The organism is Baaleninema sp. (genome assembly GCF_049974805.1).
GTDB lineage: Bacteria > Cyanobacteriota > Cyanobacteriia > Cyanobacteriales > Geitlerinemataceae > Baaleninema.
In genome coordinates, this window is record NZ_JBNGCO010000001.1 from 129,162 (window position 1) to 155,953 (window position 26,792).

Here is a 26,792-nt window from a genome sequence, read left to right on the forward strand (position 1 = left end):
ACATCTCCTGAGATTTTGGGGTTTATTTTTGTTGTGATTTGGGTTGTGATTTTCGTTGTGATTTTCGTTGTGATTCGGGAATCCAGCGTAAAAACTGACCTTCGGGTTGGGTGTCTTTTCCGATGATATCGATGCAGTCTTCTTGGACTAATTCTTGAATCAGAGTTTGAAAATCTTCTTCAGTGAGACGATCGAATTTTTCCCGAACTTCCTGACTCACGACTTTCAACCCCATCAAATTCTGGGTTTTCATGATGTTGATGATTTTGGCTTTCGCCTGCTGAAGCCCAAGATTCGGCTTGGGATCGGGTTTTGTGCCATTTTCAGGGGATGTCGTCACCACCCCAAGTTCTTGGAGTAACGTACATTGTTCTAAAATATTTGAATCCCGAAATAAGGCTTTGAGTTCGTCTTCGTTCGGAGATCGATCGCCCACTGTCAAATCTCCCGAAGACGCAGCGTTCAACAGCGAACTGTGGGTATCGAGATAATGCACCGAATCCAGATGGGGTGTAATATGGCGATGGCTGTTCTCCTGTCCGAATATTTTTTGAAACAGCTTATATCCCTGATTTCGTGCATCTCCCATCGTTTCTGCGCGAATCAAAATCAGCGAATCGCAATCCCCTTTATTGAGTTGTTTTTGACAAGCCTTCATCGCATTGCAAAAACTCCTCAGATTGGGGTTTTCATCCCAAAATACCGCCACTTTCTTTTTCGTTTTCGGATGGGTGAATGTAAAGGAGTAATTGCGATAGGTGGGACTTTGTAAATATCCCCGTGTCACGTCCGGAATTTCGAGCGTATTCAGGATGCGTTGCAGCGCAAAAGCCAAGTCTGGCGAAGACAGATGGCGAATTTTTTCGATTCGATGCTGTGTTTTTCCAAATTTTTTGTCCCAAACCTGTACAAATGCGGCCGTTAAATCAGTGGGAACTATATTTCCGTCATTGTTTATCGCTTGAATCAGTTTATAGCCAAGCTGAATCGTCGCCCGAGGTGTCGTTTTTCCACTGGGAAAACTTTGTTCGAGGCTGTTGCGATCGAGCGGTTCGAGAGAATATTTCGGTTTGGGGTTGGCTTTTCCATGAAGGGGAGCCAGTCGTTTTTCCCAAATTTGCGCTGCTTGTTCGGTGGTAATGCGTTTTAGCTGGATTTCCCCATCAATGCGATCGAGCATGGCTTCCACAGCCGCTTGATGCTTTTTGCTGTTCCACGTATCGTTAATCAAGCTGATAATAATACAAAAGTTCTTCAGCCGCTCGTTGTGAATCGTCGTATTTAAATCCAACAGCGTCATCAAACCGTTAGGATTTTTACTGAAAGGTCCATCGACCTGATCGACACAAATCGCGATGGGATACGGAGATTTCGCCGCGACTCGCCCGATATTCGCAATGATATTTTGAGCCGCATCTTCACTATCGATGGAACTTCTAACGTTCAGTTGTTTTAAATCTGACTTGTCTAAATCTTCCCCCTTCAACCAATCGCAGGCGAGATCGTACAAATCGGGATTGGTAAGGTGGTAGAGAACGCCAAAAAACTCGTTAGGTCTATAAATTCCCGTCGGATGCGTACTTTTTTGGTTTTGAATAAAAAGTTTTCGTTCTCCGAGGATTTTTTTGGTCAAACTGTTATCGTGAAACGCCGATAAACTTTTTAGCCACAGACTTAACTGAGATTCCGTCTCTCCTTCCGGAACGTGCATTAAGCTATCGACAATATGGCGTAAAAAATGTCTCCAAATATAATCTTCGTGAGACCAAGGGCCAATATAGGCGAAAAACGCCTCGCGATTGACCTGCTTTTTTAGGCGTCCTAATAAATAACTTTTTCCCGAGGCTTTATCCCCCCGAACGAGAACCGTCCGCGTCATGCGATCGCGAGCAACTCGTCGAATCACGTCAATAATCGAGGCGAGTTCTTTTTCGTGAATCGAATCAACCGTTAATGCTTTTTCTTGGTTTTCTTCCCAAAAGTTACCACTATAAGACGTAACGGGGTCAAAAGGGTTAAATTCCTGCTTAACAAGCTCGACTATTGAAGACATAACAATTTTTGAGTTTCACGTAAATTTAGGAAATCGGAGTGCGACAGTTCAAGTCACAGGGACTGAATTGAGATAAATTGAAATGGCTTTAAAACAACCATCTCAAGCCCCATCAATTGAGAACAATAAAAAACAAAATTCCACCGACGGGCTGATGAATTCCCGCAGCCACTTGTTCGGGGGTGTAATTGCGACTTTCTTGTAGCGAACTCAACTGGATTTTATCGTGGCGTTCCAAGCGATACAAGGCGTTTTCAAACTCGTCTCGCGTCAGGGGAGGTTCTAACTTTTCGCGAAGGTGATAAATGGGGAGATAATTATCGGTATTCAGTTCGCGATCGAGCTTGCGAATCCACGCTAAAATCTCCTCATCGCTGGGTTTTTCCGTCAGTCTCGCCGCTGGTTTCGCCTCAGCCATTTTCTCGCCCGTAGCATAAACAACGGGCGTTGATTCTGTCAGACAACTCCGCATAAACTGAATATAGTTTGTCAACTGCGACGCCATCAGTTGCAAGTTTCTCCGGGTACTCGTGTCGGCGTATTCATCCCGCAAGAAAACCTTACCGCGCTCGCTTAACCTCGCGCCGATAATCTTGGTTTCAACCGCTTTTACAAACCCGCGATCGACCAAATCGTGAAGAACCGCCTGACGCTTCGCCGCTGCGATTCTAATATCTCCCGGTTTCGCCGTTTTTTCCGCACAAGCTTTGAGGGCTTTTACGCTGTCTTGCGATAAGGGTAAATTCTCGATGTCGGACTCCAATAACGTTTTTCCAGCGGCTTCGATTTTGAAGCGAGTAATTTCCGACTGTAATTCCAGAAGTTCGCGATCGCCCAGTTTTTTACACAGAGAAATCGTCTCTTTAACTGTGGCTTTAGACGTGGGCTTAATTTCGCTTATTTTTGCTTGATATCCTTTATGACCTAAGATTTTGAGTAAAACCTTCAGTTCTTTCGTTTCCATACGCGAATTCCTCTATGCTCTATTTTTTTTATCTATCCTTTTATACTAAACGGATCGATCGCCATCGTGCAACGTCAATTTTCCAAATTCCGTAATTTTGGGGAACTCCCTATAGACTTAACTCGAGTCTCCTGTGCTTTTACCGAAGTGACACATAAAATCCTGAATTATGCAATAAAATTTGAGCTTTATTTACGATTATTTGCAATTATTTAAAATTTTTAAAAAATCGTCAGTCAGATTAACAAAATGGGAGGGGATTTCAAAAAGGTAAATTCCTCGGAGACAAGCTGACCTACTCGATTGAGTGGCTACTCAAAGCTATTCCTCAAAACCAGACCCCCAGTATCTAGAAGATACCGGGGGTCTTATCGCGCGTCCTCTGAAAACCGTCCGTTAACTGTCCGAATCTCCGCCGAGAATGCGAATTTCTCCCAAACTAAACTCCTCGAGTTTCAAGGCTTTCGTCCCGCCTTTTTCCAAACGACCTAACAACGTCATCAGTTGATTCCACACCAACACCGCCGACAGCAGCGAAACCACCGCCGAAAAGCCGTAAGCAACGCGATCGGGAATCGCAAAAAACAGCAACGCCGCCGACAAAAACCCCACCGCCGCGATCGCCATCCCAGTAAACGGGAACAACAACTGCGAACCGCGCAGGGACGCCAACAAGCGACTCGATCGCGACTTCGACCATTGCTTCAACGTACCCACCAACGTCACATAGAACGTATACCCGCAAATCGCCGCCGCTACCAAGCTAACCGCCATCAAAACGTAAGGAGGATCGGAATAAAACATCGTCACAAACCGCCTAAATGTAAAATTGACCAAAAAAAAATGGGAAAGACTCGCGAACTTTCCCAAGTTATACCTTAAACGGGCTTAACGTTGTTGAAAAGCAGCAAAAGCAGCCTCCGGAAACCAATCTGGCGCCACCTCCGAGACGCGGCGCATAGAAAACTCTGAAATCGCTTCAACCGCCACATCCCACAATTTTTCCGGTTTCACGTCTTCTTTCACCAAATTCCAAAGACGCTGTACCTCTTCCGTGTGAAGGCGATCGTCTTCCGTCAACGCCACCAACAACTGACGCCGCAAAAACTTCCCTTCGTCGGATAATAGATATTGCAATCCCAATTGCGCCGTGGGAACGATATCGAAATTTCCGTCCGTTTGGGCGATTTGAATTAAGTTTTCCAATCGGTGCCATTGGAACTGTCCGTCTTTAAACAACACCTCTAACAAACGGCGACGTAACTGGGGCGATTCTCCCCGTAACAAACGCTGGGCTAAATAGGGATAGCCGATATCGACGATTTTAAAGTTGGGATTGAGACTCAAGGCTAAACCTTCTTGAGTCACCACCGATCGAATAATTAATGCGAACTTCGCGGGAATGCGGAACGGATACTCGTACATCAATTCCGAGAAGCGATCGGTGACCGTCTTAATATTGAAATCTCGAACGCTTTTCCCCAAAATGTCCCCGAGGACTTCTTCCAACGCCGGAACGATAGGTTGAATGTCTGTTTCTGGGGCGAGAAATCCCAGTTTTACAAAATCTTTGGCGAGGTCTTCGTAATCTTTATTCAGCAGGTGAACCAAGGCATCGACGAGGGTTTCTTTCATCCATTCTTCGAGTTGATCCATCATCCCGAAGTCGATGTACGCCATTTGATTGTCCTTCGTAGCGAACAGGTTCCCAGGATGGGGATCGGCGTGAAAAAACCCATGTTCGAGCAGTTGTTGTAAGCCGCTGGTCACGCCCACTTCAATAATGGCTTGGGGGTCGATTCCCGCCTGTTCTAAATTGGTGGTTTCGGTGAGTTTGTATCCGTGAATCCACTCAAGAACTAAAACCCGTTTGCTGCAATAGCGCCAGTAAATATCGGGAACTTTGACGCGGGGGTTGTTGCGGAAATTGTGGGCGAATTTTTCGGCGTTGTGACCTTCGTTGATATAGTCGATTTCTTCAAACAGTTTCGTGCCGAATTCATCAACAACTAAAACTAAATCGTGACCCAAGTTTAAGGGTAAAAATCGATCGATCCAGGTGGCCGCCCAGCGAATCAGGTATAAATCGCGGGTGAGAATGGGGAGGAGATTGGGACGTTGAACCTTCAGCGCCACTTCTTCCCCACTGTGGAGACGGGCGCGGTACACTTGCGCCAAACTGGCCGCCGCGATGGGAGAAGGCGAGAGTTCGCGGAAAATCTCTTCCGGCGTCAAATCCAAATCCGCTTCGATAATCCGTAAGGCGGTGTTGTTATCAAAGGGCGGAAGTTGGTCTTGAAGTTTGACGAGTTCTTCGAGAAAGTCTTTGCGGACTAAATCCGGTCGTGTCGAAAGGGCTTGGCCGACTTTGATGAAGGTGGGGCCGAGATGGGTGAGGGTTTCTCGCAGTTGTTTGGCGCGTTTGGCTTTGTTACGCTCGGTGCGATCGAACCATTCATCTAATTTTAAGCCCATGAAAAATCCAGCTAAGAGCCAGAGAACTACGATCGCACGCCAAATCGCTTCCCAGGGACGACGCTGGTAGTAACGGGCGATCGCTTTGGCGTTATAGCACCGTAACTCAGCTAAAGGGTGAGGATTCACGCTAACTTTTGCCTCTTAAAAAACGAACGACGGTCGGGAACTGAAGGGACGAAACTCCTGTTGCTAAGAAGTGTCTTCACATTAAGGAATTTGGAGATCGATATAACAGTTCCTTAATTAAAGTATACAAAACTACAGAATCTTTGGGAGCGAAATCGGCCTCGACGACGGGGCGTCAAACTCTCGAAGCGAGGGGGTTTCCTATTGCTGGAACCCGGCGACTTCGCTAGGATCGCAACGATCTCGCATCGTTTCTCGATCGATCCCCACCGAGTTTCCGCAATGCTTTCCCTGCCGTTCGATCGCCCCGAACTCGTTACCCCCGAACTCGTTACCCCCGAACTCGTTACCGTTGTCAGCATTAACCTTTCCCTGTCGCTTATTGGCTTTGCCCTGGCCGTCTCTCTCTGGCAAGTGCGATCGCGCCTGTCGCAGTTGGCCGACACCGTATCCGACGCCGAACGTCGCGCCGCCGAAAACTTGCCCCAAGTTCCCCACTTGCTGCGCCAGCAACACCAGCAAATCCACCACACCCGCGATCGCTACCGCCGCCTTCTCGAATACCTCTCCCTCCTCCAACAACTGCTGAAATTAAGCCGTTGGCTGCTGCGCCTGACGCGCCCAAACAACCGCCTCAACCCCTCCACAGACTCCTCCCATCGATAGCCGTCCAAACTTCCAGCCCCAGAAAAGCCAGGAAAATCCACGTACAATAAAGAGCGAGACTCATTCGATCGAAACCCATGCCGAACAACCAAACAGGCACGTTCATCGGGGGAATGTTACTCGGTAGCGTCGTCGGCGCTGTCACTGGCGTATTACTCGCACCGCGATCGGGACGCGAAACGCGGAAAATCCTGAAAAAATCCGCCCAAGCCATGCCCGAACTCGCCGAAGACCTGACCTCCAACGTCCAACTGAAAGCCGATCGCCTTTCCGAATCGGCCCTGCGGAACTGGGAAGACACCCTGGGCAGACTGCGCGAGGCCGTCGCCGCCGGAATCGCCGCATCCCAAGCCGCCGCTCAAGCAGCTGAAGCCGAGATTTCAGACCCCCCCGCAGACGCTCAGAATTCCCAATCCTCCGTCCTCAGCGATCGATCGACCTAACCGCAAACCCGTGACCGAACCCGTATTCTGGCTAGGATTGTCCCTGGGAATGGTCGCCTTCAGCCTCGTCGCTGTAAGCCTGACCTTAATTCCCGCCGTCCGCGAACTCCAACGCGCCGCCAACAGCATTGAAAAACTCGCCGATACCCTTTCGCGAGAACTGCCCCCAACCCTCGAAGTCTTTCGCCTAACTGGATTAGAACTCGGCGAACTGACCGACGAAGTGAGTACGGGGGTCAAAAACGCTGGCGAAGTCGTCGGTCACGTCAACCAGAGCGTTTCTAGCGTCAAACAGCAAACCCAGCGCGTGCGCGGAACGACGCGAGGTCTCGTGGCTGGCGTCAAAGCCGCATGGCAAGTTTGGCGAAACGGCGATCGACCTGTCTCCCCTAGCGAATCGTCTTCCCCTTCCACTTCCCCTATCTCCTTCACCGAACGTTCCGACGATCCACCAAACGGCAATTCCCAGACCGTCTCCGAAGCCGAGACGCACGTGGATGAGGAGATGATGAGATGATGTGATGATGAGGTCAGGACATGGGGGCGGCTCCCTTGCCAACCCTCCTGAAACCCGTTATCAATTATCAATTATCAATTATCAACTCTCATTATGGCTTCTCGATCGCGTCTTTCTCGAAAGCGCAAACCTCGATCGCTCTGGTTTGAAAAACTCATGGCGATCGTGGCAATTCTCGATGTGGGCTTCGTACTTTTCGATCTCAGTTACGTTCCCTGGCGAGATGTCTATTACCGTTACTTGCCCGAGGCGTTCCACGAAACTTACGACAAAATTAAAGGGATCGAACCCCATCGCGATACCCAACAATATCTCGAACTCGTCGAGAACCTCGAAGAACAAGTGGCCGCAACGGGCGTACAGTCTCCCCAAGTCGAGCCGATTCTCCAAGAACTGAGACAGCAAAGCGTTGCCACCATCGACGAAAACCCCTTTCAAATTGCCAATAAAACCGGAACCCTCGAAAAAATCAAAAACGAAATGCGCGATCGCATGGACGAAGAGTCCGCCAAAGATGCCTTTCGCCAATTTTGGAGCCAAGACCATTTAACCCCACAAACTTGGCGACAAGAAATCCAGTTTTTCAACAAAGAAATCGCCCGAAAAATGGAGACCAATTACTATCGGTCTCTCAGCGTTCGTGGAACCTTTACCGATCGCTTTTGGCTGATCGACATTTGGTTTATCGGCTTGTTCGGCTTAGAATTTATCGCCCGCACCTGGCTGATTTCCAGACGAGTCGGTATTCCGTGGAAAGAAGCGTGGCTGTTTCGCTGGTACGATATTTTCTGGTTAGTTCCCTTCTCCGGCTTGGGGGTTCCTCTGTTAGGATTGTCGCGAATCGTTCCCCTGGTTTTCCGTCTCGACCAATCTGAATTAGTCAATCTCAAACCCCTTCGCGCCCAAATCAATCAAGGTATCGTCGCCGCGCTCGCTGGAGAGATTACAGAAACCGTCGTTATTCGCATTATCGACCAGTTACAGGACGCCATTGAAGAAGACGCGATCGCGAACTTCTTGCAGTCCCCCAAGCCACAATATATCGACCTCAACAACGTCAACGAAATTGAGGTACTATCCAACCGCTTCGTCAATCTCAGCGTGTACGAAGTCTTACCGCGCATCAAACCCGATCTCGAAGCCTTGTTGCATCACAGTATCACCGTGGGGTTGAAAGGGACGGCGTTTTATACCAGTATTCAAAGCGTTCCGGGGTTGAAAGATGCCCCCGATCGCATCGCCAAAGAACTGGTCGAACAAATCACCGATACCCTGTACAGTATCGTCCGAGGGGCGATCGAAGATCCCGTCGGGGCGAAATTGTTCGAGAATCTCGTGCAGAAATTCGCCGACTCCTTGGGCAGCGAAGTGGGTAAACCCGAGAACATCGACGAAATCCAGGTTCTTTTATCAGATTTCCTCGAAGAAGTCAAGATAAATTACGTGCGTCGAGCGGAAATCGAGGATATCGAAGCGATCGTCCAAGAAAGCAAGCGATTGCGGGAAGCCGCACAGAAATAGATGATGGGATGATGAGGTGATGGGATAGAGAGAAATTGTCAATTATCAATTGCCAATTACCAATCATCTCATCTCCGTTGCCGCAAACTTTTTGATAAGCTAGAACTAATTGTGGGTTCACCCGTGAGTTGAAGTACGTCGGCCAGTCTGCCGCACTGGCGATCGAGCCGCGAAACCGACGGCGTCCGTGCGAGACACCAGGTATTCAACAACCCAGACGGTCGGGCTGACCGCAGGCGGTCGGCAGGCGAGGTCAAAAGACGGCCGCCGGATCGATCGTCTTCCTTTGTCCGGTGTGACAGGTCGAAGGAATTCCTCGGTCTCGAGGTCGGGAACCCCTCGAAGTCGCCGAAATTTGGTGAAGTGGGTGCGTACCCACTTTTTTTGTTGCAGTTCGCTTTATGACCCAATCCCCGATCCCCAAAATCCTAGAATTAGCAACCCCCGTAGCCGAAGATTTAGGCTTAGAACTCGTCGGGGCGGTTTTCCAAACGAACCAGCGGCCGCCCGTGCTGCGCGTCGACATTCGCAACCCCGACGGCGATACAAGTCTCGACAACTGCGAAGCCATGAGCCGCGCCCTCGAAGCCGCCCTAGACGCCAGCGAAGTCATTCCCGACGCTTACGTGCTAGAAATTTCGAGTCCCGGTTTGTCCGATACCCTGACCAGCGATCGAGACTTCGTCGCCTTCAAAGGATTTTCCGTGACCGTTACCACCACCGAACCCTACAAAGGTCACACCCAATGGAACGGCCAACTCGTCCGGCGAGACGACACCAGCGTTCAGCTAAGTTGTAAAGGCCGGATCGTATCCGTTCCCCGAGAGTCGATCGTCGAAGTCCGTCTCGACTGAAGCGACGCGCTCCCGTACATCACTCGTTTCCCAACCGCCGTGCGTTAACCCCAGTTAACGCGCGATCGCTCGTACCCTTAAAACCTGGAGGATATCCACTATGTCTATGGTTAGCTTGCCCGGACTGGCAGATATGATCGACAACATCAGCCAAGAGCGCAACCTGCCCAAACCTGCCGTCCAAGCCGCACTGCGAGAAGCCCTCCTCAAAGGCTACGAACGCTTTCGCCGCACCCAACGCCTCGACGGCACCCAATTCGACGATACCTATTTCGACCACGTCGAAGTCGAACTCGACATCGAAGAAGAAGGCTTTCGCGTCCTGGCCACCAAAACCATCGTCGAAGAAGTCAGCGTTTCCGATCGCGAAATTTCCCTCAAAGAAGTGCGAGAAGTCGCCGCCGAAGCCCAACTCGGCGATACCGTCGTCCTCGACGTAACCCCCGAACGAGACGACTTCGGGCGCATGGCCGCCATCCAAACCAAACAAGTCCTCGCCCAAAAACTGCGCGACCAACAACGAAAACTCATTCAAGAAGAATTCCAAGACCTCGAAGGGGACATCTTACAAGCCCGAGTGTTGCGCTTCGAGCGTCAATCGGCCATCGTCGCCGTCAGCAGCGGCTTCGGCCGTCCCGAAGTCGAAGCCGAACTTTCCAAACGGGAACAACTCCCCAACGACAACTACCGCGCCAACGCCACCTTTAAAGTGTTACTCAAGCGGGTTTGCGAAGGTCCCCATCGCGGTCCTCAACTGCAAGTATCTCGGGCGGACGCCGGACTGGTCGTGTACCTGTTCGAGAACGAAGTCCCCGAAATCGAAGACGAAGTGGTGCGCATCGTGGCCGTAGCCAGAGAAGCCAATCCCCCCTCTCGCTACGTCGGACCGCGCACCAAAATCGCCGTCGATACCCTCGAGCGAGATGTCGATCCCGTCGGCGCTTGCATCGGGGCGCGGGGATCGCGCATTCAAGTAGTGGTGAACGAACTGCGAGGCGAAAAAATCGACGTCATTCGCTGGTCGCCCGACCCCGCCACCTACATCGCCAACGCCCTATCTCCGGCTCGCGTAGACGAAGTGCGCCTCGTCGATCCAGAAGCCCGACAAGCTCACGTCCTCGTCCCCGAGAACCAACTCAGCCTCGCGATCGGGAAAGAAGGACAAAACGTGCGCCTGGCCGCACGGTTGACAGGATGGAAAATCGATATTAAAGATACGGCCAAGTACCTGCGCGACCTCGAAGCCTCTCACGAGGCGACTCCAGAAACCGACGAAACCCCCGAATCGGAAGCCGTTTCCGTGGCGGAAGCCCCCGTGGAAGACGAGAACCTTGTCGAGGAAACCGTACCCGAGGCCGACCCTGAAGTTGAGGAAAACGATCGAGAACCCCTGACCGAATCTCCAGCATGAAACCCAACCTTCGGCGGTGTATCAGTTGTGGAAAAGTCGCCCCTAAAGATGCCTTTTGGCGGGTCGTTCGAGTCCATCCATCCCATCAGCTACAATTAGATCGAGGGATGGGGCGGTCGGCGTATATTTGTCCCCGAGCCGACTGCCTAAAAGCCGCCCAGAAAAAGAACAGACTCGGACGCACGCTCAGAGCCAGTGTACCCCCATCGGTTTATGAAGCCCTTTGGCAGCGTCTGTCAGAGACACGGGAACCATGCCCGCCCAACCACGACCAACCACAAGACGAATCCACCATTCGCCAGGGACAAGCAAATGATGACATAAGAGGTTAGATTGGATGAACAACGGCAAAGTGAGACTGTACGATTTATCTCGGGAGTTAAACGTAGACAACAAACAGATATTAGCGTTTTGCGATCGACTCGACATTGCCTATAAAAGTCATAGTAGTACCATCACGGAGGCAGACGCCGATCGAATTCGCCAAGCGGCCGGAAATGCCGTTGTCAATGCTCCACCTCCCCGTCAACCCAAATCCTCCCCCAAACCGAATCGCAAAAAGCAGCAAATCTTGAAAATCGAGCACAAACCGCGTAACTCCCAACCGATCGAGTCGGACGACACCGAGCGACCGGCTGCTAACGCTACTTCCCCCAACAAGGTAACGCCTGAATTGGTTGACAAACCCGTGCGACCTCAATCGCCTTCGTCCCCCAACGACGCGAACGCGCCGGCCGCCTCTTCCGAGCCGGAGGTCGTCGCGCCGCCCAAGCGTCCGAGCCAACCGACGCCCGAACCGGAAGCGATCGCTTCAGAGTCGTCTTCAGAACCCCCCTCAGAGCCGTCTTCGGAGTCGTCTCCCGAGTCGTCTCCCGAGCCGTCTCCCGAGCCGTCTTCGGAGTCGCCGTCAGACGCTTCAGACAACGAGGCAGAAGTGCCGAAACTCATCGGTCCGCCGCCCCGGCCGCAGCCTCGCAAACCCAAGACGGAAAAAACCACGCCCGCCCGAGGAGGCGCTTCGGAATCGTCGCGACCTCGAAAACGGGTCGAAAAACCTCAGCCTCCCCAAGAACAAGAGGCTCCGACACCGCCGAAACCCAAAGCGAAACCCTCGAGGCCGGCGGCCAAAAAACAGGGCGAGGACGATACAGAACCCAAACGCCCCGTTCCCAAACTCAAACGTCCGCCGGAATTGGTGCGCCTGAACGCCAAAGCCGACAAGGGCGAGAGCAGCGAGGAAGAAGATACCAAAGGCAAGGCCAAAGACCAGAGCGGCGACGACGAGGACGAGGTGGACAGCCTCACCCTCAAACGTCCGAAACCCCCTCGCAAGGCGAAAACCAAAAAACGCCGCAGCGACGAGGACGAAACCGTCGAGTTTCCCGAAAAACCCAGCAAACCGTCCAAATCGAAGCGTCGTACCCGTCCCATCGAAGACGACGACGAAGATTTCGAGGCCGACCTACAGGACGCCAGTCAAGGGGCTGTCGAGGTCAGTCGATCGATCGCCCGGCCGCCTAAAGCGCCGAAACCCAAATCGGAAAGCCGGCCGACCCCCAGCGCCCGCAAGCGACCGACCCCCTCTCGCGGTGGCGGTGGCGACGGCGGCTCTCAACGGAGCCAGCGACGCGATCGCCGAGAGCGAGCCGTCAAGCCGGAGCGTCCCTCGGAAGTGGAGCTGACCAACAGCTTGACCGTGCGGGAACTAGCAGACGTGCTGTGCGTTCCCGAAACGGAAATCGTCAAACGGCTGTTCATGCAAGGAATTGCCGTCAACGTCACCCAAACCCTGGACGTTCCCACTGCCAGCATGGTGGCCGAAGAACTCGGCGTGGAAGTCAGCACCCCCGAAGCCGAATCGGAAGCCCGCAAGACGACCGAAATGCTCGACGCAGAAGATTTGGAAAACCTGCAACTGCGTCCGCCCGTCGTCACCATCATGGGTCACGTCGACCACGGGAAAACCACCCTGTTGGACTCCATTCGCAAGACCAAGGTAGCCCAAGGGGAAGCCGGAGGCATTACCCAACATACTGGGGCGTACCACGTGGACGTGGAACGAGAAGGAAAAACGCAACAGATCGTTTTCCTCGATACGCCGGGTCACGAAGCCTTTACCGCGATGCGGGCTCGAGGCGCTCGCGTGACGGATATCGCCATTCTGGTGGTGGCCGCCGACGACGGCGTGCAACCGCAAACCCTCGAAGCCATTAGCCACGCGAAAGCCGCAGGCGTCCCGATGGTGGTGGCCGTCAACAAGATCGATAAAGAAGAGTCCAACCCCGATCGCGTCAAACAGGAGTTGATGGAACACAATCTCGTTCCCGTCGAATGGGGCGGCGATTGTGAAATGGTGGAAGTGAGCGCCATTAGCGGCGAAAACCTGGATACGCTGCTCGAAACGCTGCTGCTCGTGGCCGAAATTGAAGAACTTTCGGCCAACCCCGACCGTCCGGCCAAAGGAACCGTCATCGAAGCGCACTTGGACAAAGCGCGCGGTCCGGTGGCGACCCTGCTGGTGCAAAACGGGACGCTGCGCGTCGGCGACGTTCTCGTGGCGGGTTCTGTATTCGCCAAAGTCCGCGCCATGCTCGACGATCGCGGCGATCGCGTCGAAGAAGCCAAACCGTCTTTCGCCGTAGAAGTGTTGGGGATGAACGACGTTCCCGAGGCCGGCGACGAGTTCGAGGTCTTCACCAACGAAAAAGAAGCCCGGTCCGAAGCCGACCGACGCAACGAAGCGAAACGTCAGTCTCGCTTGCAGCAGACCATGGCCTCTCGCCGCGTCACCCTCAACAGCCTCTCGGCTCGCGCCAGCGAAGGGGAACTCAAGGAACTCAACTTGGTTCTCAAAGCTGACGTACAGGGGTCTGTTGAAGCGATTCTCGGGGCGTTGAACCAACTCCCTCAAGACGAAGTTCAATTGCGGGTGTTGTTGGCCGCTCCCGGCGAAGTCACCGAAACTGACATCGACTTAGCGGCCGCCAGTAGCGCCGTTATCCTCGGGTTTAACACCACCTTAGCCAGCGGTGCGCGTCAAGCGGCCGATCGCGAAGGGGTGGACGTGCGCGAGTACAGCGTGATTTACAAGCTGCTCGACGACATCGAAGGGGCGATGGAAGGTCTCCTCGAACCGGAACTGGTCGAAGAAGAACTCGGTCAAGCCGAAGTTCGCGCCATCTTCCCCTCCGGACGCGGTCAGGTGGCGGGATGCTACGTGCTTTCCGGTCAGGTGGTGCGCAACTGCAAGGTTCGCATCCTGCGAGGCTCCAACGTGGTGTACGAAGGTATCCTCGACTCCTTGCGCCGGGTTCGCGACGACGTGAAGGAAGTTAACAGTGGTTACGAGTGCGGAATTCGCCTCGATAACTTCAACAACTGGAAGGAAGGCGATATTATCTACGCCTTCCGCATGGCGACCAAGCGTCGGACGCTCTCGTCCTCGTCCCGTTAATTGCTAAAAATCCGTCAAGGTCAGACAGAGGCGCGGCTCACGCGCCTCTTGTCGTTGGGGGCGTCTCCGGTGAAATGGCAGCGAACTCGAAGTCAGTGTTAGACTGAAAATTAACAGAGCGAAACAATTAGCGTTCCAAGTGAGGTGCAATATGGCCAGTTCTGCATCGGCCTATAACGGTTCTGCATCGGCGACTCCCAACGGCGAACGCCCAACTCGAGTTTGGGAAAACCTGAAAACTGCGATCGCCGCCAGTTCTGGATTCCAACGCTGGAAACTCGAACGACAAGAGCGCCGTTCGATCGACCGACAAAATCTCGACAGTCAAGTTTGCGATTACCTTCGCGAAACCCTGGAAACCCTAGCGTACTAACCGATACCAGTTCCACTGACGGCGATGCACGGGTAGCGATCGCGACCTCCGCTCACGGCTCTTTTCCCGGTGGCGTTCCCCCGGCTTCGCCCGTTTTCTTTCTCAGTTTCGAGATATTTCTCAACCTTTTATCAGGAATTTCTCAGATTTCTGGCTCAGGAATTTCTCAGATTTCTCTCGACGCCAACTCCGTCTCCCGTTCTCGCTACAGCCCACCCTGGGCAGTCGATAGGAATCGATTATTACCACAAAAATCTGTATTTGTCAAGGAGTATAAAAAATTTTTTTCGCCGCGTCCTCAAGCTCTGGTGTGTTGAAACCCCCCTTAACCTTGCACCTCAAGACTTACGGCGTTTTCCCTTCCGTTTCGACTTCGGCGGCGTGCGGTGCGCCCCAAAATATTTTTCACTTCGATAGCGCAACCAAACCCGCAACTGTTGCGGGATTTGGTCTTTCTGCTCCTTAGAAAGCTGGTTGTACAGCGCCAGCGCCCGTTCCCGTTCCCCGCGACAGGCGGCGTTATTGTGAGCGTCCCAATAGCTGCGGGCGACGCGAATCCGGCGACAGACTTCCTTCACCAGCGCCTCTCCCGTCAGGGGTTTGTCCGGCTTAGCCATCGCTAACCCTCCCCTTGCGTCAACGGTAACGTCGGCGAACCCGAGGACAAGACGCGGCGCGATACCGTCGCCTTATAACTTTCCCGTTCCGTATCCAATTCCACCGCAATCGCCTCAAACTGAACGTCCAAACCGCCGCGAGGGATCGAAAGCTGAATCGACGATTCCAACTGTCCGTCGCCGAGGGGGAAAAAATCCGTGAGCCAGCGCGGTCCGTCCACGAGGGCTTGGTTCTGCAAATCGCGAATCCAGAGTTTCACCACCACCCCTTCCGAGGATTCTGGCAGTCGCACCCGCACCACGAGGGGGCGTCCCACCGTCAAATCCCCTATCGGCAGATCTAATTCCGGCGTAGGCAGAGGCGGCGCGTCCAAATCGGTCTGGGCGGACAGTTCCGCTTGTCCGAAGTCGGGCAACGCCAGTTCCAAATCGTCCTCGACCACCACCTCTTGAGCTTCCCATTGCGAGAGTTCCGAAGCGTTCTCTTCGCTGTCAAAGGGATTGTGGCGACGATCGACCCCCGACGCCAGCCAGGCCGACAAATCATCGTCTCTGGCGAAGTCGTTGAGGCGGGAAGCAAAGCGATTGGGCAAATCCAGAGCTTGAAACGCCCGATCGACCGGAGAGAGTTGAGGCGGTGTCGGAGGCGGTTCCGAGGGCGTCGAAGAGAGATCGGGGGGCAGTGCGGGATGTTCCGGCGGTGTCCTTATCGGTTCCGCGTCGAAGCTGCCAAAGGGATTTTCAGGGATGTCCGGGGACGCTGTATCCGAGGTGGGCCAAGGCGAATTTGCAGAGGGTATCCGGTTGCCGAAACTGGGTAAATCGATGCCCTTACCCGATTTCGAGGAGGGGGTGCTTAACTGCGGGGGCAAAGCTTCCGCAGTTTTCTCGTCTAGGGGAGTCGGAGGCGGAGGCGGTTGCGGTCGTTTGGGAGAGTGATAGGGTTCCGGGGCAAGGCTCGATCGCTGTAGGATCGACTCGTCGAACTGTCCTCCGGCGATCGCCTCGAGTAGCGCGTCCAAACGAGCCGTCACCGTAAACGACTGCTTCGACAGCACGTTGGGAACCGCGTCGCACAGCAACACCTCGCCCAAAATCAAGCGACTCGTGCAACTGTCAGGAATCTCCATCTCGTAGGAAAACGACAGGGGTAGTATCTGCCCCGACAGCAACCGTTGCGCTGCCGATACCACCCGCAAACTTTGCGGTTCTCGCAGTCGAATTCGTAAATGCAAGCCTCGAATCGGGGTGTCGTTCGCTGCGCCGTCAGGGGCGATTATCGTTCCCGAGACGGTGAGAGGTTCCCCCGATTTTACCGTCAGCGCTTCTCGATCGAGCTTCAACTGCAAGCGACTCGATCGCATCGGCAACTCCGAGGGGGGCGACACCGAAGAAGGCTCTTCCGTCGGGGATTCCGCTGTGGGGGAAGGCGTCACCGCTTCCCCTTCCACCCGTAAAGAGACTGTCACTTGGCGGGCGGGTTCCGGACGTTCTGCTGTCACGGGAGCCGCACAACTGAAGTCCCAACCGCCCGGTTGTAACCCTGTCGGAGGCAGAATCAAAAGCGAACCGTCCTCCTCCGTTTGGCGAACGCGGGAATCGAACAGCTGCGGTGCAGAAGGGGACGTTTGCCCCGGTTGAGATGTCTTGGGGGGTCTATGGAACACCCGAATTTCAGCCAGAGCGTTTCTCAGGGGAGTTCTCGCCACAATACGATATTGCCCTGGCGCGATCGCGTTCCCGTCCGACGGCACCGGGCGCCAGACTCGCTCGCCCTCGCGCTGAATCAAAAATTCCCAATCTTGCATGTGACACCTCGCGCCTCGCGTCCCAATCTCGTCGCAGTTTTGATTTCGCTGGAGAAGAATTCTCTAGGAATTAGCTCGCGCAGGCTCGTTACCGCTCTGCCGACGTTATACGAGCGCGACGCCAAATCCACCACGCCGCCAGACAGAGCGTGCAGTTTCCAACGACCGTTGTTGTCGCCTGCACCATCACCAGCCATTCTAACGTCTCCGTGTTATCGAAAAAGTGCCAAGTACAAGCGCACATAGCACTGACGAGGGCGGGTAACATTCCCACCGAAAGCCAATGCCAAGCGCGGTTTCCCGTCACTTCACCGTAACGCCACACCAGCCAAATGGCAGCAATCCACTCGATAACGCTCGAAATGTGAATCATCCAAGTTGGAATAGAAAGAGCGTGCATAGAAACTTTCTCGTTTAGAAACTGCAAAGGGGGCGATCGACCGGCCGCATCAGACGAATCGATCGCATCGGTCACATTTCACAACTCGAATCGAACGACGGAGCGCGATCGAACCACCTCTCAAAAAGATACACCCTCAGAAACGCCCTATCTCCGAGAGACGGAACCCCCACAACTGAGGCATTCCCAGAAATCAGGCTTTCCACCTGTAGAGTCCAGCCCAACCCGAGAGTCGATCGATCCCCATCGATCGACTCTGAGAACACCGAGTTCGACAGAAGAGTCCGAAAAAAACGACCGCCACTTTCGTCTATTCTAGGGTTGCCGGAGGCGATTTCTGACGAAAAACCTGGCGAAGGTTCTCCGTCACCTCCCATCTAGACCCTCTAGATCGAATTCTGTCTCAGCGACGGCACGACGCGAACCACAATCGAGCATCATGACCAAACGACGAGCGATCCTGTGTGGTTACTACGGTATGGGCAACGGCGGCGACGAGGCGTTACTCGCGTCTCTCGTCGATGCGCTCCCCCCTAGCATCGAAGCCATCGCCCTGTCCGGAAATCCCCAACAGACGCGAAAACGCCACAATATCGACGCCGTACCCCGCAAATCCACCCCAAGCGTGTGGAACGCCCTGCGTCAAGCCGACATTTTCATTTGGGGCGGCGGCAGCCTCATGCAAGACGCCACCAGCGCCCTCAACCCCCTGTATTATGGCGGTTTAATGGGAGTCGCCCAACAACTGGGACTGACCACCGTCGCTTGGGCGCAAGGCATCGGTCCGTTGAATCGATCGCTGACCCGGTGGGTTGCCCGAGAATGTTTCAGCGGTTGCGATCTCGTCACCGTGCGCGATCGCAACTCCGCCGCCCTCCTCCAACAGTGGGATATTCCCTTCACCCTCGCCCCCGATCCCGTGTGGAATCTCGACAGCTATCCCCCTCAAGGACTCTGGGACGTACCCGCCCCGCGCGTCGCCGTCACCCTGCGCCCCCATCCCCAACTGACGCCCTCCCGAATCGACTGTCTCGCCCGCGCCCTGGCTGACTTCCAAAGCGCCACCCAAACCTGCATTCTCCTAATTCCCTTCCAGCCCCATCAAGACCTGAAACTGGCCGAAACCCTGCGCGATCGCCTCCCCGGAGAAACCCACATCTGGCACAGCGACGATCCCCGAGAGCTTAAAGGCGTCTTTCACAGTATCGAATTCGCCATCGGAATGCGCCTCCACGGACTCATCGCCGCCGCCGCCGAAGGCTGTCGCTGTTGGGGAATCAGCTACGATCCCAAAGTCAGCCAACTCGCCGCCGAACTCCACCTTCCCCATTGGGAACTCTCCGACCTTCCCGACGATCCCAATACCATCAGTCGCGCCTGGATAGACTCTTACGCCAACAGCGAACCCCTCGGCGACGCCCGCATCCGCGCCACGATCGATCGCGCCGGACTCCACCGCGATCGCCTACAGGACTTGTTGGGATGAGGGGATGAGGAGATGAGAGGATGAGGGGATGAGAAGAGCGAAAAATTGATAATTGAAAAGCGATAATTGATAGTGAACAGGAAATAGAGAACAGTCTCCCCATCTCCCCTATTCCCCGAACAAGCTCCCTAACTGAAGAAGCCATGACACTAGACGTTCGCGAGTTTTTCCGCGCGACTAACCCCGCTCAAACCCTCAACGTCGAAAACCCCGACGATCGAAAACTCTATATCGACTTTTCCGACGTGCGGGGATCGCAGATTGTTGAAGAACTGCGGGATAACATTAGCTTTTTCTCCCCCGACGAACCCACCGTGCAACTGTTTACCGGCCATATCGGCTGTGGAAAGTCCACGGAACTGTTGCGGTTGGCGGCTCAATTGCGGAAAGAGAATTTCCACGTGGTTTATTTCGAGTCCTCTCAGGATTTGGAAATGGGGGATATCGATGTCAGTGATGTATTGCTGGCCATCGCGCGGCGAGTTAGTGAAAGTCTCGAGGAACTGGAAAAAATTACCCTCCAATCCCCCAAAGGCTTGCAAGGTTTGCTCAACGGCGCGGCGAAATTGCTACAAACGGAAATCGACCTTTCGGCGGAAGTGGGAATTCCCGGTGTGGGACAAGTCAGCGCCAGTACTGAAGGGACTTTTAACGCGGAAGTCGGGGTTCCCGGCGTCGGACAAGTGAAAGCCGATCGCGAGGGGGTGTCTTTCGTTGCGCTCGGGTTGGGGAAAATTACCGCCAAAGCGAAAAACAGCCCCGAACTTCGCAGCAAACTGCGGGAATATCTGGAGGTTCGCACCACCAGCGTCCTCGATTCGATTAACCAAGAACTCATCGAACCGGCGATCGATAAGCTCAAACAGGTGGGAAAACAGGGATTGGTGGTTGTTATCGACAACCTCGATCGCGTCGAACGCAAACCCAAACCCTGGGGACGCACGCAACCGGCTTATTTGTTTGTCGATCGTGGCGAACAACTGCGACAACTCAACTGTCACGTCATTTATACGCTACCCCTGTCGCTGCTGTATTCCAACGACCTCAACCAACTCACCAATCGGTTCGGCTGCGATCCCAAAGTTTTACCGATGGTTCCCGTGCGGCGGCGGGACGGGAGCGAAAATCGCGAGGGACTGGCTAAAATGCGTCAAATGGCGCTGGTTCGGGCGTTTCCCAACCTGGACGACGACAGCCGAGAACAGCAAGTCTCCCATCTGTTCGAGACGCCGGAACTGCTCGACGAGCTTTGTCGGTTGAGCGGCGGCCACGTGCGAGAATTTTTACGGTTGCTCAACGACTGGATTCGTAAAGACCGAAAATTACCTTTGTCTCGGACGGGTCTCGAGGCGGTGGTTCGTCAGAAACGCGATCGCATGACTTTGGCGATTACGGATGACGAATGGGAACTGTTGCGCCAAGTCCGGCAAAATAAGAAAGTTACTGGGGATGAAGGTTACGATATTCTCATCCGCAGTATGTTCGTTTACGAATATCGCGACGGTGATGGCTCTTGGTTCGACGTCAATCCAATTTTGGAAACGGCGCGGCCGTTGAGTGAGGAGTCTTGACGGTTGTTTTTTCAGACCACTCTAGATAGACGGGTGAAGGCGGGCGAACCCCGTTTTCCATACAGGAACAGGAGTTACGCAGTTGTCGGTCAAGAAACTCGGTTTTTCGTTCCCCTATTCGGTCTGACATAACGGAATATCGTCAAAAGCTGGGTTTCTGCGTAAGTCCTGTTTAATAGGACTCGTGATTTTGGAAAAATGGTATTCTAAAGTATCTATAGCCATCTTAAATGAGACGCGGCCACCTCCCATTTGGGTAAATTGCTGTATGAGATATCCGGTATCTCCAAGAGTCCGGACATCTGGAGAGACCATCTGAGTCGAATGAAGGTTTAACAAGTTATGGGCTGCCAATAATTGAGGATTGCCATATTTATTTGGGTTTATTTGTTAGTTTAAAAACTATATTTATCCATTAAAACACATAATTAATATCAAAAAAATACCCAAAAAAAGAGTTTCGATCGAGGCTCGAAAACCGTGGTAAATTTGCAACGAGATCGATGGTCTGACGAAAATCAAGACGCCCTCGAAAGCTTAATTTGGGCGATCGAAAGCTACAGCAGCGATGGAAAATTCGCCATTGTCTTCGTGCGATGTAACGCCCGAGAGTTGTGGCGAAACGTCCTCGCTCATCTGCGCCAAGATCCCGAACTCGATCTCTGTCAAGTGAGCTTATCGCCCTCAGCCACGACGCTCTACGGGACGATCGCCTCGGCGCTCGATCGCCGAAAAACCAAGCATCAGGGGTTTCCCCACGCGGCGATCGTGTCGGGATTACCGGAAGTCAAAGATCTCGACGCCCTGTTAAACAACGCCAAAAAAATTATCGAAGAACTGGCGAAAACCTTTCCTTTTCCGTTGGTGTTGCAGGCGACGGACGAGGTGGTGCAACGGCTGATTCATATCGCGCCGGATATTTACAGTCGCGCCAGTATCGAAGAGTTTCACCAGTCGATCGAAGAGGTTAACGCTTTTATCGATCGAACCGCCGACGAGATTTTCGATCGAATCCTCGAAGCCGGAGCGGGACGCTTTCTCGACAACGTAGACTTAAACCTAAGTCGAGACTCTCAGTTATTTTGGGAACTCGACGCAGCCCGTCAAGCCTTGGCGGAAAGCCCACACCCCATCGACCCGGAACGAGAGGCCAATTTAGAATTTTTACTGGGCAACGCCGCCGATTTAGACGAGTCCAAACCCCAACATTACGAACGCAGTATCGCCGCTTTACAAAGGGCATTACAAGAACTGTCTCAAATTTCAGAATTATCTCAACAGCAGAACGAGAATTCAGGGGAGGATTTAAACCTCACCAGAAAACACCGCCGCCTCGTAGAAAAACTCGGCTGTGTCTTCTACTGCTTGGGCACCAGTTGGCGCACGCGAACAGAATCCCCCTTAGCTCCCCTGGCTAAGGGGAGTTGGGGGGATAACAACAGCGCCGCCGAAGCGGCCTATCTCAACTTCAAACAGTGTATCGACTTGTTCGAGCGCGAAGCTCAGTTCGACCTGGTGGCCAAATTTATCAACGCCTTGGGGGACGTTCTCGAACATCAACAGCGTTGGGACGAACTGCAGGCCGTGGGCATTTCCGCGACAGTTCTCCACCGCAGCCATCCCAACGCCTTTCGTCTGGCTCGAGCTTACAACTTCCTCGCCGAAGCCGCCCTCGCCCGAGGCCACTGGCACGACGCCCTCAAAAACGCCGAACAAGCCCTGTGGATTTCCTGCCACGCCACCCCCGACGAACGCATCACCGACGCTTCCGAGAGTCAGATGTTTCGGGAATGGGTGCGATCGTTCAATCAAGGGGCGTATTATTTCAGTCTCGCCCGAGCGCAGGCGGGATTGGGACGGCATGGCGAAAGCCTGGTCAGTTTTGAAAAGGCGCTGACAAAAACTAAGCCGGACTACGAACCTCGACTCTACGCCCGCATTCTGGAAGCGTTACGGAAGGTCTATTTTCAACAGGGGGACTACCTACAGGCCTTTCGTCTCAAACAGCAACAGTACGCCCTCGAACATCAATACGGCTTTCGGGCGTTCGTGGGGGCGGGGCGGTTGCAACCGAGTAAAAGCGTCAATCCTGTTGATGTGGAGGCGGGGCAACAGCGGGAAACGGTGGCGCGGGCGATTGAAGCCTCGGGGCGACTCGAAGATGTAAATCGGCTCGTCGAGCGCATCGGACGGGTCGATCGCAAGCTCACGGTATTGTACGGTCAATCGGGGGTGGGGAAAAGTTCCCTGTTACAGGCGGGGTTGGTTCCCGCTCTCAGCGGACGCAGTATCGGAAGCCGAGATGTGGTTCCGGTGTTGTTGCAAGTGTACGCGGATTGGGAATCTCGCTTAGCGGACGCCTTGGCCGCCACGATCTCGAAAAGCTTCGACGAAACTCTCTCTTTTGCTCCCACGGGGGTAGAAGTCTCTCAGTTATCGCAACAGTTGCGGGAACAAACCGATCGAAACCGTTCGATCGTGTTGATTTTCGACCAGTTCGAGGAGTTTTTTATCACCTACAGCGATCGCGAAGCGCGACAGCGGTTTTATCAGTTTTTCTACGACTGTTTGAACCTGCCTTACGTGAAGGTGGTGTTAGCCTTACGGGAAGACCGCCTGCACCAACTGCTGGAAATCGGTCGCTGCGTCGATTTATCCGTCGTCAACCACAACCTCCTCGACAAACAGATTTTGTACTATTTGGGAGATTTTTCGATCGACAGCGCCAAATCGGTGATGGTACGGCTGACCCAACAGAGTCGGTTGTTTTTCGAGTCAGAACTGATCGATCGCGTCACCAACGATTTAGCCGAGAGTCGTACCGTTACCACCGATATCCTCTCCTGTCCCACCGGACAAAGCGTTCGCCCCATCGAACTGCAAATTGTGGGGGCGCAACTGCAAACCGATCGCATCACCACCCTAGCCCAGTACCAACAACTGGGAGAACGTCCAAAAGAAACGCTAGTTCGACGATATCTCGACGATACCCTCGCCGACTGCGGACCGGAAAACCAGCAAATCGCCCAAGTGCTGCTGTACTTGCTCACAGACGACAACAACACGCGCCCGATTAAAAACCGCCTCGATGTCGAAAAAGAACTGCGATCGCGCTGCGCGATGCTGGGAACCGCCAATGCTGACGAACTCGAGATCGCAGACGACCGACTGAAACGGGTCTTACAAATTTTCGTCGATTCCGGGTTAGTGTTCCTGTTCCCCGAAACCCCCATCGAACGCTACCAACTGGTTCACGATTACCTCGTCCGGTATATCCGCCAACAGGAAAGCGCCAAACTCCTCGAACAACTGGAACGACTGGAAGCCGAACGGCGACAGCAAGAGATTCGCCTCAACCGAATTCTCAAAGGCGCCGCGATAGGAGCGGGACTCGCCGCCCTCGCCACGACCGCTTTAGCCGGAATCGCCCTAAAATGGGCTCGGGAAGCCCGAATCGAGCGATCGCAAGCCCAAAAAGACCATGTTTTGGCCATCGAGTCCTTAAATCAGTACGCTCGCGAACTCTCCTCAGAACAGCTCGATTTCGAGGCCTTATTAGAAGGATTGCGGTTAGCCAGACTCAGCCAACAGTACGATCGCCATCACGAGACAGTCAGCCAGCCAGGAAAAACGCTGAAATCAACAGACGATCGAGCCCGGTTTATCTTGCAAGACGCCCTGACTTGGGTGCGAGAACACAATCGCCTAACCCGTCACGACGCCCCCCTCGTGACGGCGAACTGGCATCCAGACGGGACGGATATCCTGGCGGCCGACGAACGGGGAAACCTCTATGTCTGGACGCTCTCGGGTGCGATCGTCCGTCGCTTGGTGTTCGGGGAGAAGCCGCTTCGACAAGTGGAACCCAGTCCCGCCAGCGACCTCCTGGCGACGCTCGATCGAATCGGCGGCCTCGCGGTCTGGACTTTAGAGGGAGACCTCCTCGCCAGAAGACCGACAGACGACGCCACAAGCCTCGCATGGCATCCAGACAGCCGAGGGTTGGCGGTGGGAACGAGTCGGGGAACGGTGGAACTGTGGCAAGTCGAAGGAAATTCCGAAGATGGGGTGTCGCTGCGGCAAGTGGCGCAGTGGCGCGATCAAGAAAGCCCCGTCAGCCAGCTTTCCTGGAGTCCAGACGGCACGAAAATCGCCTCGACAGGAGGGGAGGCGACGGTAAAAATTTGGCGCGTTACAGCGCCGTTTGACCGGGCTGGAGAGGCTGTTTTCGACGCCGTACCCGAGGCAATTTTAGACGGACAGGACGCCCCGATTGCCAGCTTGGATTGGCATCCCGACGGGAGACGGCTGGCGACGGCCAGTTTAGACGGAAGGATTCGGGTTTGGGATGGCGACGGGGAGTCAATGCGAGTTTGGCAGTCTCGGGGCGATCGCCTGATGGGGGTGAGGTGGCGTCCCGACGGGACGATGTTAGCTGCGGGAAGTTGGGACGCCACCCTGGAGTTGTGGAAACCCGGTCGGACTCAACCGCAAGAACGGCTGCGGAACGAGACAGACGGGTTGGTCAGTTTGGCGTGGAGTCCGGACGGGAAGCGCTTGGCCACGGTGCATCGTCTCGAAGGCGTAAAACTCTGGAATTTTGACGATCGCCCCTCGAACGTCGTAGAGGGGGACGGCAGCGCGATCGCCCGGTTGAGTTGGCATCCAGACGGTGAGGCGTTCGTGACGGTGAGCCGCCAGGGAACGATCGCCCTGTCCAACTCGGACGGAGAGACAAAATCCCGTTGGCGAGGAGGGGGAGAACCCATCGCCGACGTAGTTTTCAGTGCCGATGGGGAGCGGATACTGACGGCGCATTCAGACGGGACGGCGAAGTTGTGGCAGAAGTCAGGGAGATTGCTGGAAACCTTGGGCGGTGAGGGAGCGGCGTTGACGCGGGTGGCAGTGTCTCCAGACGGTAAGGTTCTAGCGGCGGGAAGCGAAGACAATACGGTACGGTTGTGGGAAAAAGAAGGCATGGTGTCGATCGGATCTATCCGCCACGAGGATAAAATTACGGCGATCGCTTTTCATCCGACCTATCCCATCGTGGCGACGGCGAGTCGCGACGGAACCTTAAGGCTTTCGACCTTCGACGGGGAGGAGGTTTCGCTTTTGGCTGACGGAGATCGCGAGGTGACTGACATGGCGTGGCATTCTGACGGGCTGTTGCTGGCCGTGGCGGGACGCGATCGCGCGATCGTCTTGTGGAAATTCGCCTTCGATCGCAGCGGGACGAGGTTACTCGAAGACGCGATCGCCTTATCTCGCCTGTGGGGTCACGGGGCTGAAATCACGGGACTGAGCTGGCATCCCAACGGTCAGATTTTAGCCTCCTCCAGCCGCGATCGTACCGTAAAATTATGGTCTTTCGCCAATCTCGAAACCGATTCCCTGCAACCGATGCGAACCCTCTCAAGAGAGTCCGCCATCGTCCAACCGTTACGGGAAGACGGGTTTACCGATGTGAGTTTCAGTCCCGACGGTGGCCTATTAGCGGCCTCGGACAATTTGGGACAGGTAATTCTGTGGCGGAATTTAGACCTCGATCTCGAGACGGCGATCGATCGCGGTTGCACTTGGGTTTCGGACTATCTGCACCACAACCCCAAGGCTCCGCCAGATGTTCGAGCGTTATGTGAGGGTGATGGTGCGATCGGGGTGATGAGGTGATGAGGTGATGAGGTGATGAGGTGATGAGGTGATGAGGTGATGAGGAAGAAACAACTCACTGTTCACTGTTGACCCAAAATAATGGGTTTCAAGCCCCGCCCTTCCAGGGCGGCATTAGGATTGCTATTTAGGATTGCTATAATGATACCAAGCAAGCAAGTATCAAACAATGTTTGTTCTCGAGTACAAAGTCAAACGTGCGATTCGTTCCCACCAAAAGTGGAAGGAAAACTCCTGAAACGTGGGTGGGGCAAGGAACATAGCCCACAAAGGACACAGAACCTTGACAACTAGATATCGATGATGGTGCAAGTCCATCCCGCGAGGTGTATCGCGTGAAAGCACTTCCCCCAACGTAGAGACTGGTCGTGCGATTC

At 54.0% G+C, this 26,792-nt stretch carries 19 protein-coding genes; 12 read left to right on the top strand and 7 right to left on the bottom strand.

Going from position 1 to position 26,792, the window contains the following annotated elements:
- Nucleotides 1-22: 22 nt before the first annotated feature.
- The 4 genes from ACP5D4_RS00520 to ACP5D4_RS00535 form a co-directional block, all read right to left on the bottom strand.
- The gene (locus ACP5D4_RS00520; RefSeq protein ID WP_428009651.1) at nucleotides 23-2,053 is read right to left on the bottom strand and encodes an ATP-binding protein; all 2,031 of its coding nucleotides are present in this window, start codon (nucleotides 2,051-2,053) and stop codon (nucleotides 23-25) included.
- 112 nt (nucleotides 2,054-2,165) lie between these two features.
- Nucleotides 2,166-3,017 carry a hypothetical protein gene (locus tag ACP5D4_RS00525; protein ID WP_428009652.1) on the bottom strand — a complete coding sequence of 284 codons (852 nt, stop codon included), beginning with the start codon at nucleotides 3,015-3,017 and terminating at the stop codon, nucleotides 2,166-2,168.
- Between the two features lie 396 nt (nucleotides 3,018-3,413).
- Complete coding sequence (locus ACP5D4_RS00530) at nucleotides 3,414-3,821, bottom strand: hypothetical protein (protein WP_428009653.1); 408 nt, start codon at nucleotides 3,819-3,821, stop codon at nucleotides 3,414-3,416.
- 84 nt (nucleotides 3,822-3,905) lie between these two features.
- The gene (locus tag ACP5D4_RS00535) at nucleotides 3,906-5,621 is read right to left on the bottom strand and encodes an ABC1 kinase family protein (protein WP_428009654.1); all 1,716 of its coding nucleotides are present in this window, start codon (nucleotides 5,619-5,621) and stop codon (nucleotides 3,906-3,908) included.
- A gap of 282 nt (nucleotides 5,622-5,903) precedes the next feature.
- Between ACP5D4_RS00535 and ACP5D4_RS00540 the strand changes: the two genes are divergently transcribed.
- The 9 genes from ACP5D4_RS00540 to ACP5D4_RS00580 all read left to right on the top strand — a co-directional run bounded on the left by ACP5D4_RS00540 (nucleotide 5,904) and on the right by ACP5D4_RS00580 (nucleotide 14,860).
- Nucleotides 5,904-6,287: a hypothetical protein gene (locus tag ACP5D4_RS00540; RefSeq protein ID WP_428009655.1), complete on the top strand. Its 384-nt coding sequence runs from the start codon at nucleotides 5,904-5,906 to the stop codon at nucleotides 6,285-6,287.
- A 77-nt stretch (nucleotides 6,288-6,364) separates the two neighbouring features.
- Nucleotides 6,365-6,730, top strand: coding sequence for a YtxH domain-containing protein (locus tag ACP5D4_RS00545; protein WP_428009656.1), 366 nt, complete (start codon nucleotides 6,365-6,367; stop codon nucleotides 6,728-6,730).
- Between the two features lie 10 nt (nucleotides 6,731-6,740).
- Nucleotides 6,741-7,247, top strand: coding sequence for a DUF948 domain-containing protein (locus tag ACP5D4_RS00550; protein ID WP_428009657.1), 507 nt, complete (start codon nucleotides 6,741-6,743; stop codon nucleotides 7,245-7,247).
- A gap of 93 nt (nucleotides 7,248-7,340) precedes the next feature.
- Entirely contained in the window at nucleotides 7,341-8,768 is a 1,428-nt protein-coding gene (locus tag ACP5D4_RS00555; protein WP_428009658.1) for a hypothetical protein, read from the top strand.
- Between the two features lie 401 nt (nucleotides 8,769-9,169).
- A complete protein-coding gene (gene rimP, locus ACP5D4_RS00560; protein ID WP_428009659.1) occupies nucleotides 9,170-9,622 on the top strand; it encodes a ribosome maturation factor RimP in 453 nt (150 codons plus the stop codon).
- A gap of 100 nt (nucleotides 9,623-9,722) precedes the next feature.
- Nucleotides 9,723-11,033 (top strand): transcription termination factor NusA, encoded by a 1,311-nt coding sequence (gene nusA, locus ACP5D4_RS00565; RefSeq protein WP_428009660.1) that lies wholly within the window; start codon nucleotides 9,723-9,725, stop codon nucleotides 11,031-11,033.
- Complete coding sequence (locus tag ACP5D4_RS00570) at nucleotides 11,030-11,365, top strand: YlxR family protein (RefSeq protein ID WP_428009661.1); 336 nt, start codon at nucleotides 11,030-11,032, stop codon at nucleotides 11,363-11,365. Before nusA ends, ACP5D4_RS00570 begins: the two co-directional genes overlap by 4 nt.
- Before the next feature lie 5 nt (nucleotides 11,366-11,370).
- Nucleotides 11,371-14,487, top strand: a complete 3,117-nt coding sequence (gene infB / locus ACP5D4_RS00575; protein WP_428009662.1) for a translation initiation factor IF-2 — start codon at nucleotides 11,371-11,373, stop codon at nucleotides 14,485-14,487.
- Between the two features lie 151 nt (nucleotides 14,488-14,638).
- Entirely contained in the window at nucleotides 14,639-14,860 is a 222-nt protein-coding gene (locus tag ACP5D4_RS00580; RefSeq protein WP_428009663.1) for a hypothetical protein, read from the top strand.
- Nucleotides 14,861-15,198: 338 nt separating this feature from the next.
- Here ACP5D4_RS00580 and ACP5D4_RS00585 read toward each other — a convergent pair whose 3' ends face one another.
- The 3 genes from ACP5D4_RS00585 to ACP5D4_RS00595 all read right to left on the bottom strand — a co-directional run bounded on the left by ACP5D4_RS00585 (nucleotide 15,199) and on the right by ACP5D4_RS00595 (nucleotide 17,685).
- A complete protein-coding gene (locus tag ACP5D4_RS00585) occupies nucleotides 15,199-15,477 on the bottom strand; it encodes a Precorrin-3B methylase (protein ID WP_428009664.1) in 279 nt (92 codons plus the stop codon).
- A gap of 2 nt (nucleotides 15,478-15,479) precedes the next feature.
- Nucleotides 15,480-17,285 carry a hypothetical protein gene (locus ACP5D4_RS00590; protein WP_428009665.1) on the bottom strand — a complete coding sequence of 602 codons (1,806 nt, stop codon included), beginning with the start codon at nucleotides 17,283-17,285 and terminating at the stop codon, nucleotides 15,480-15,482.
- A gap of 88 nt (nucleotides 17,286-17,373) precedes the next feature.
- Complete coding sequence (locus ACP5D4_RS00595; protein WP_428009666.1) at nucleotides 17,374-17,685, bottom strand: DUF2499 domain-containing protein; 312 nt, start codon at nucleotides 17,683-17,685, stop codon at nucleotides 17,374-17,376.
- A 439-nt stretch (nucleotides 17,686-18,124) separates the two neighbouring features.
- On the opposite strand from ACP5D4_RS00595, the gene csaB reads away from it, so the two are divergent.
- The 3 genes from csaB to ACP5D4_RS00610 all read left to right on the top strand — a co-directional run bounded on the left by csaB (nucleotide 18,125) and on the right by ACP5D4_RS00610 (nucleotide 26,415).
- Entirely contained in the window at nucleotides 18,125-19,171 is a 1,047-nt protein-coding gene (gene csaB, locus ACP5D4_RS00600) for a polysaccharide pyruvyl transferase CsaB (protein ID WP_428009667.1), read from the top strand.
- Nucleotides 19,172-19,314: 143 nt separating this feature from the next.
- On the top strand, nucleotides 19,315-20,742 hold the full coding sequence (locus tag ACP5D4_RS00605) for a P-loop NTPase fold protein (RefSeq protein WP_428009668.1): 1,428 nt from the start codon (nucleotides 19,315-19,317) through the stop codon (nucleotides 20,740-20,742).
- A gap of 480 nt (nucleotides 20,743-21,222) precedes the next feature.
- A complete protein-coding gene (locus ACP5D4_RS00610; protein ID WP_428009669.1) occupies nucleotides 21,223-26,415 on the top strand; it encodes a hypothetical protein in 5,193 nt (1,730 codons plus the stop codon).
- Nucleotides 26,416-26,792 lie beyond the last annotated feature (377 nt).

Coding starts and splice junctions, on each gene's coding strand:
- ACP5D4_RS00520 (WP_428009651.1), bottom strand. CDS start 2,053: ATGTCTTCAATAGTCGAGCTTGTTAAGCAGGAATTTAACCCTTTTGAC.
- ACP5D4_RS00525 (WP_428009652.1), bottom strand. CDS start 3,017: ATGGAAACGAAAGAACTGAAGGTTTTACTCAAAATCTTAGGTCATAAA.
- ACP5D4_RS00530 (WP_428009653.1), bottom strand. CDS start 3,821: ATGTTTTATTCCGATCCTCCTTACGTTTTGATGGCGGTTAGCTTGGTA.
- ACP5D4_RS00540 (WP_428009655.1), top strand. CDS start 5,904: ATGCTTTCCCTGCCGTTCGATCGCCCCGAACTCGTTACCCCCGAACTC.
- ACP5D4_RS00545 (WP_428009656.1), top strand. CDS start 6,365: ATGCCGAACAACCAAACAGGCACGTTCATCGGGGGAATGTTACTCGGT.
- ACP5D4_RS00555 (WP_428009658.1), top strand. CDS start 7,341: ATGGCTTCTCGATCGCGTCTTTCTCGAAAGCGCAAACCTCGATCGCTC.
- rimP (WP_428009659.1), top strand. CDS start 9,170: ATGACCCAATCCCCGATCCCCAAAATCCTAGAATTAGCAACCCCCGTA.
- nusA (WP_428009660.1), top strand. CDS start 9,723: ATGTCTATGGTTAGCTTGCCCGGACTGGCAGATATGATCGACAACATC.
- ACP5D4_RS00570 (WP_428009661.1), top strand. CDS start 11,030: ATGAAACCCAACCTTCGGCGGTGTATCAGTTGTGGAAAAGTCGCCCCT.
- infB (WP_428009662.1), top strand. CDS start 11,371: ATGAACAACGGCAAAGTGAGACTGTACGATTTATCTCGGGAGTTAAAC.
- ACP5D4_RS00580 (WP_428009663.1), top strand. CDS start 14,639: ATGGCCAGTTCTGCATCGGCCTATAACGGTTCTGCATCGGCGACTCCC.
- ACP5D4_RS00585 (WP_428009664.1), bottom strand. CDS start 15,477: ATGGCTAAGCCGGACAAACCCCTGACGGGAGAGGCGCTGGTGAAGGAA.
- ACP5D4_RS00590 (WP_428009665.1), bottom strand. CDS start 17,285: ATGCAAGATTGGGAATTTTTGATTCAGCGCGAGGGCGAGCGAGTCTGG.
- ACP5D4_RS00595 (WP_428009666.1), bottom strand. CDS start 17,685: ATGCACGCTCTTTCTATTCCAACTTGGATGATTCACATTTCGAGCGTT.
- csaB (WP_428009667.1), top strand. CDS start 18,125: ATGACCAAACGACGAGCGATCCTGTGTGGTTACTACGGTATGGGCAAC.
- ACP5D4_RS00605 (WP_428009668.1), top strand. CDS start 19,315: ATGACACTAGACGTTCGCGAGTTTTTCCGCGCGACTAACCCCGCTCAA.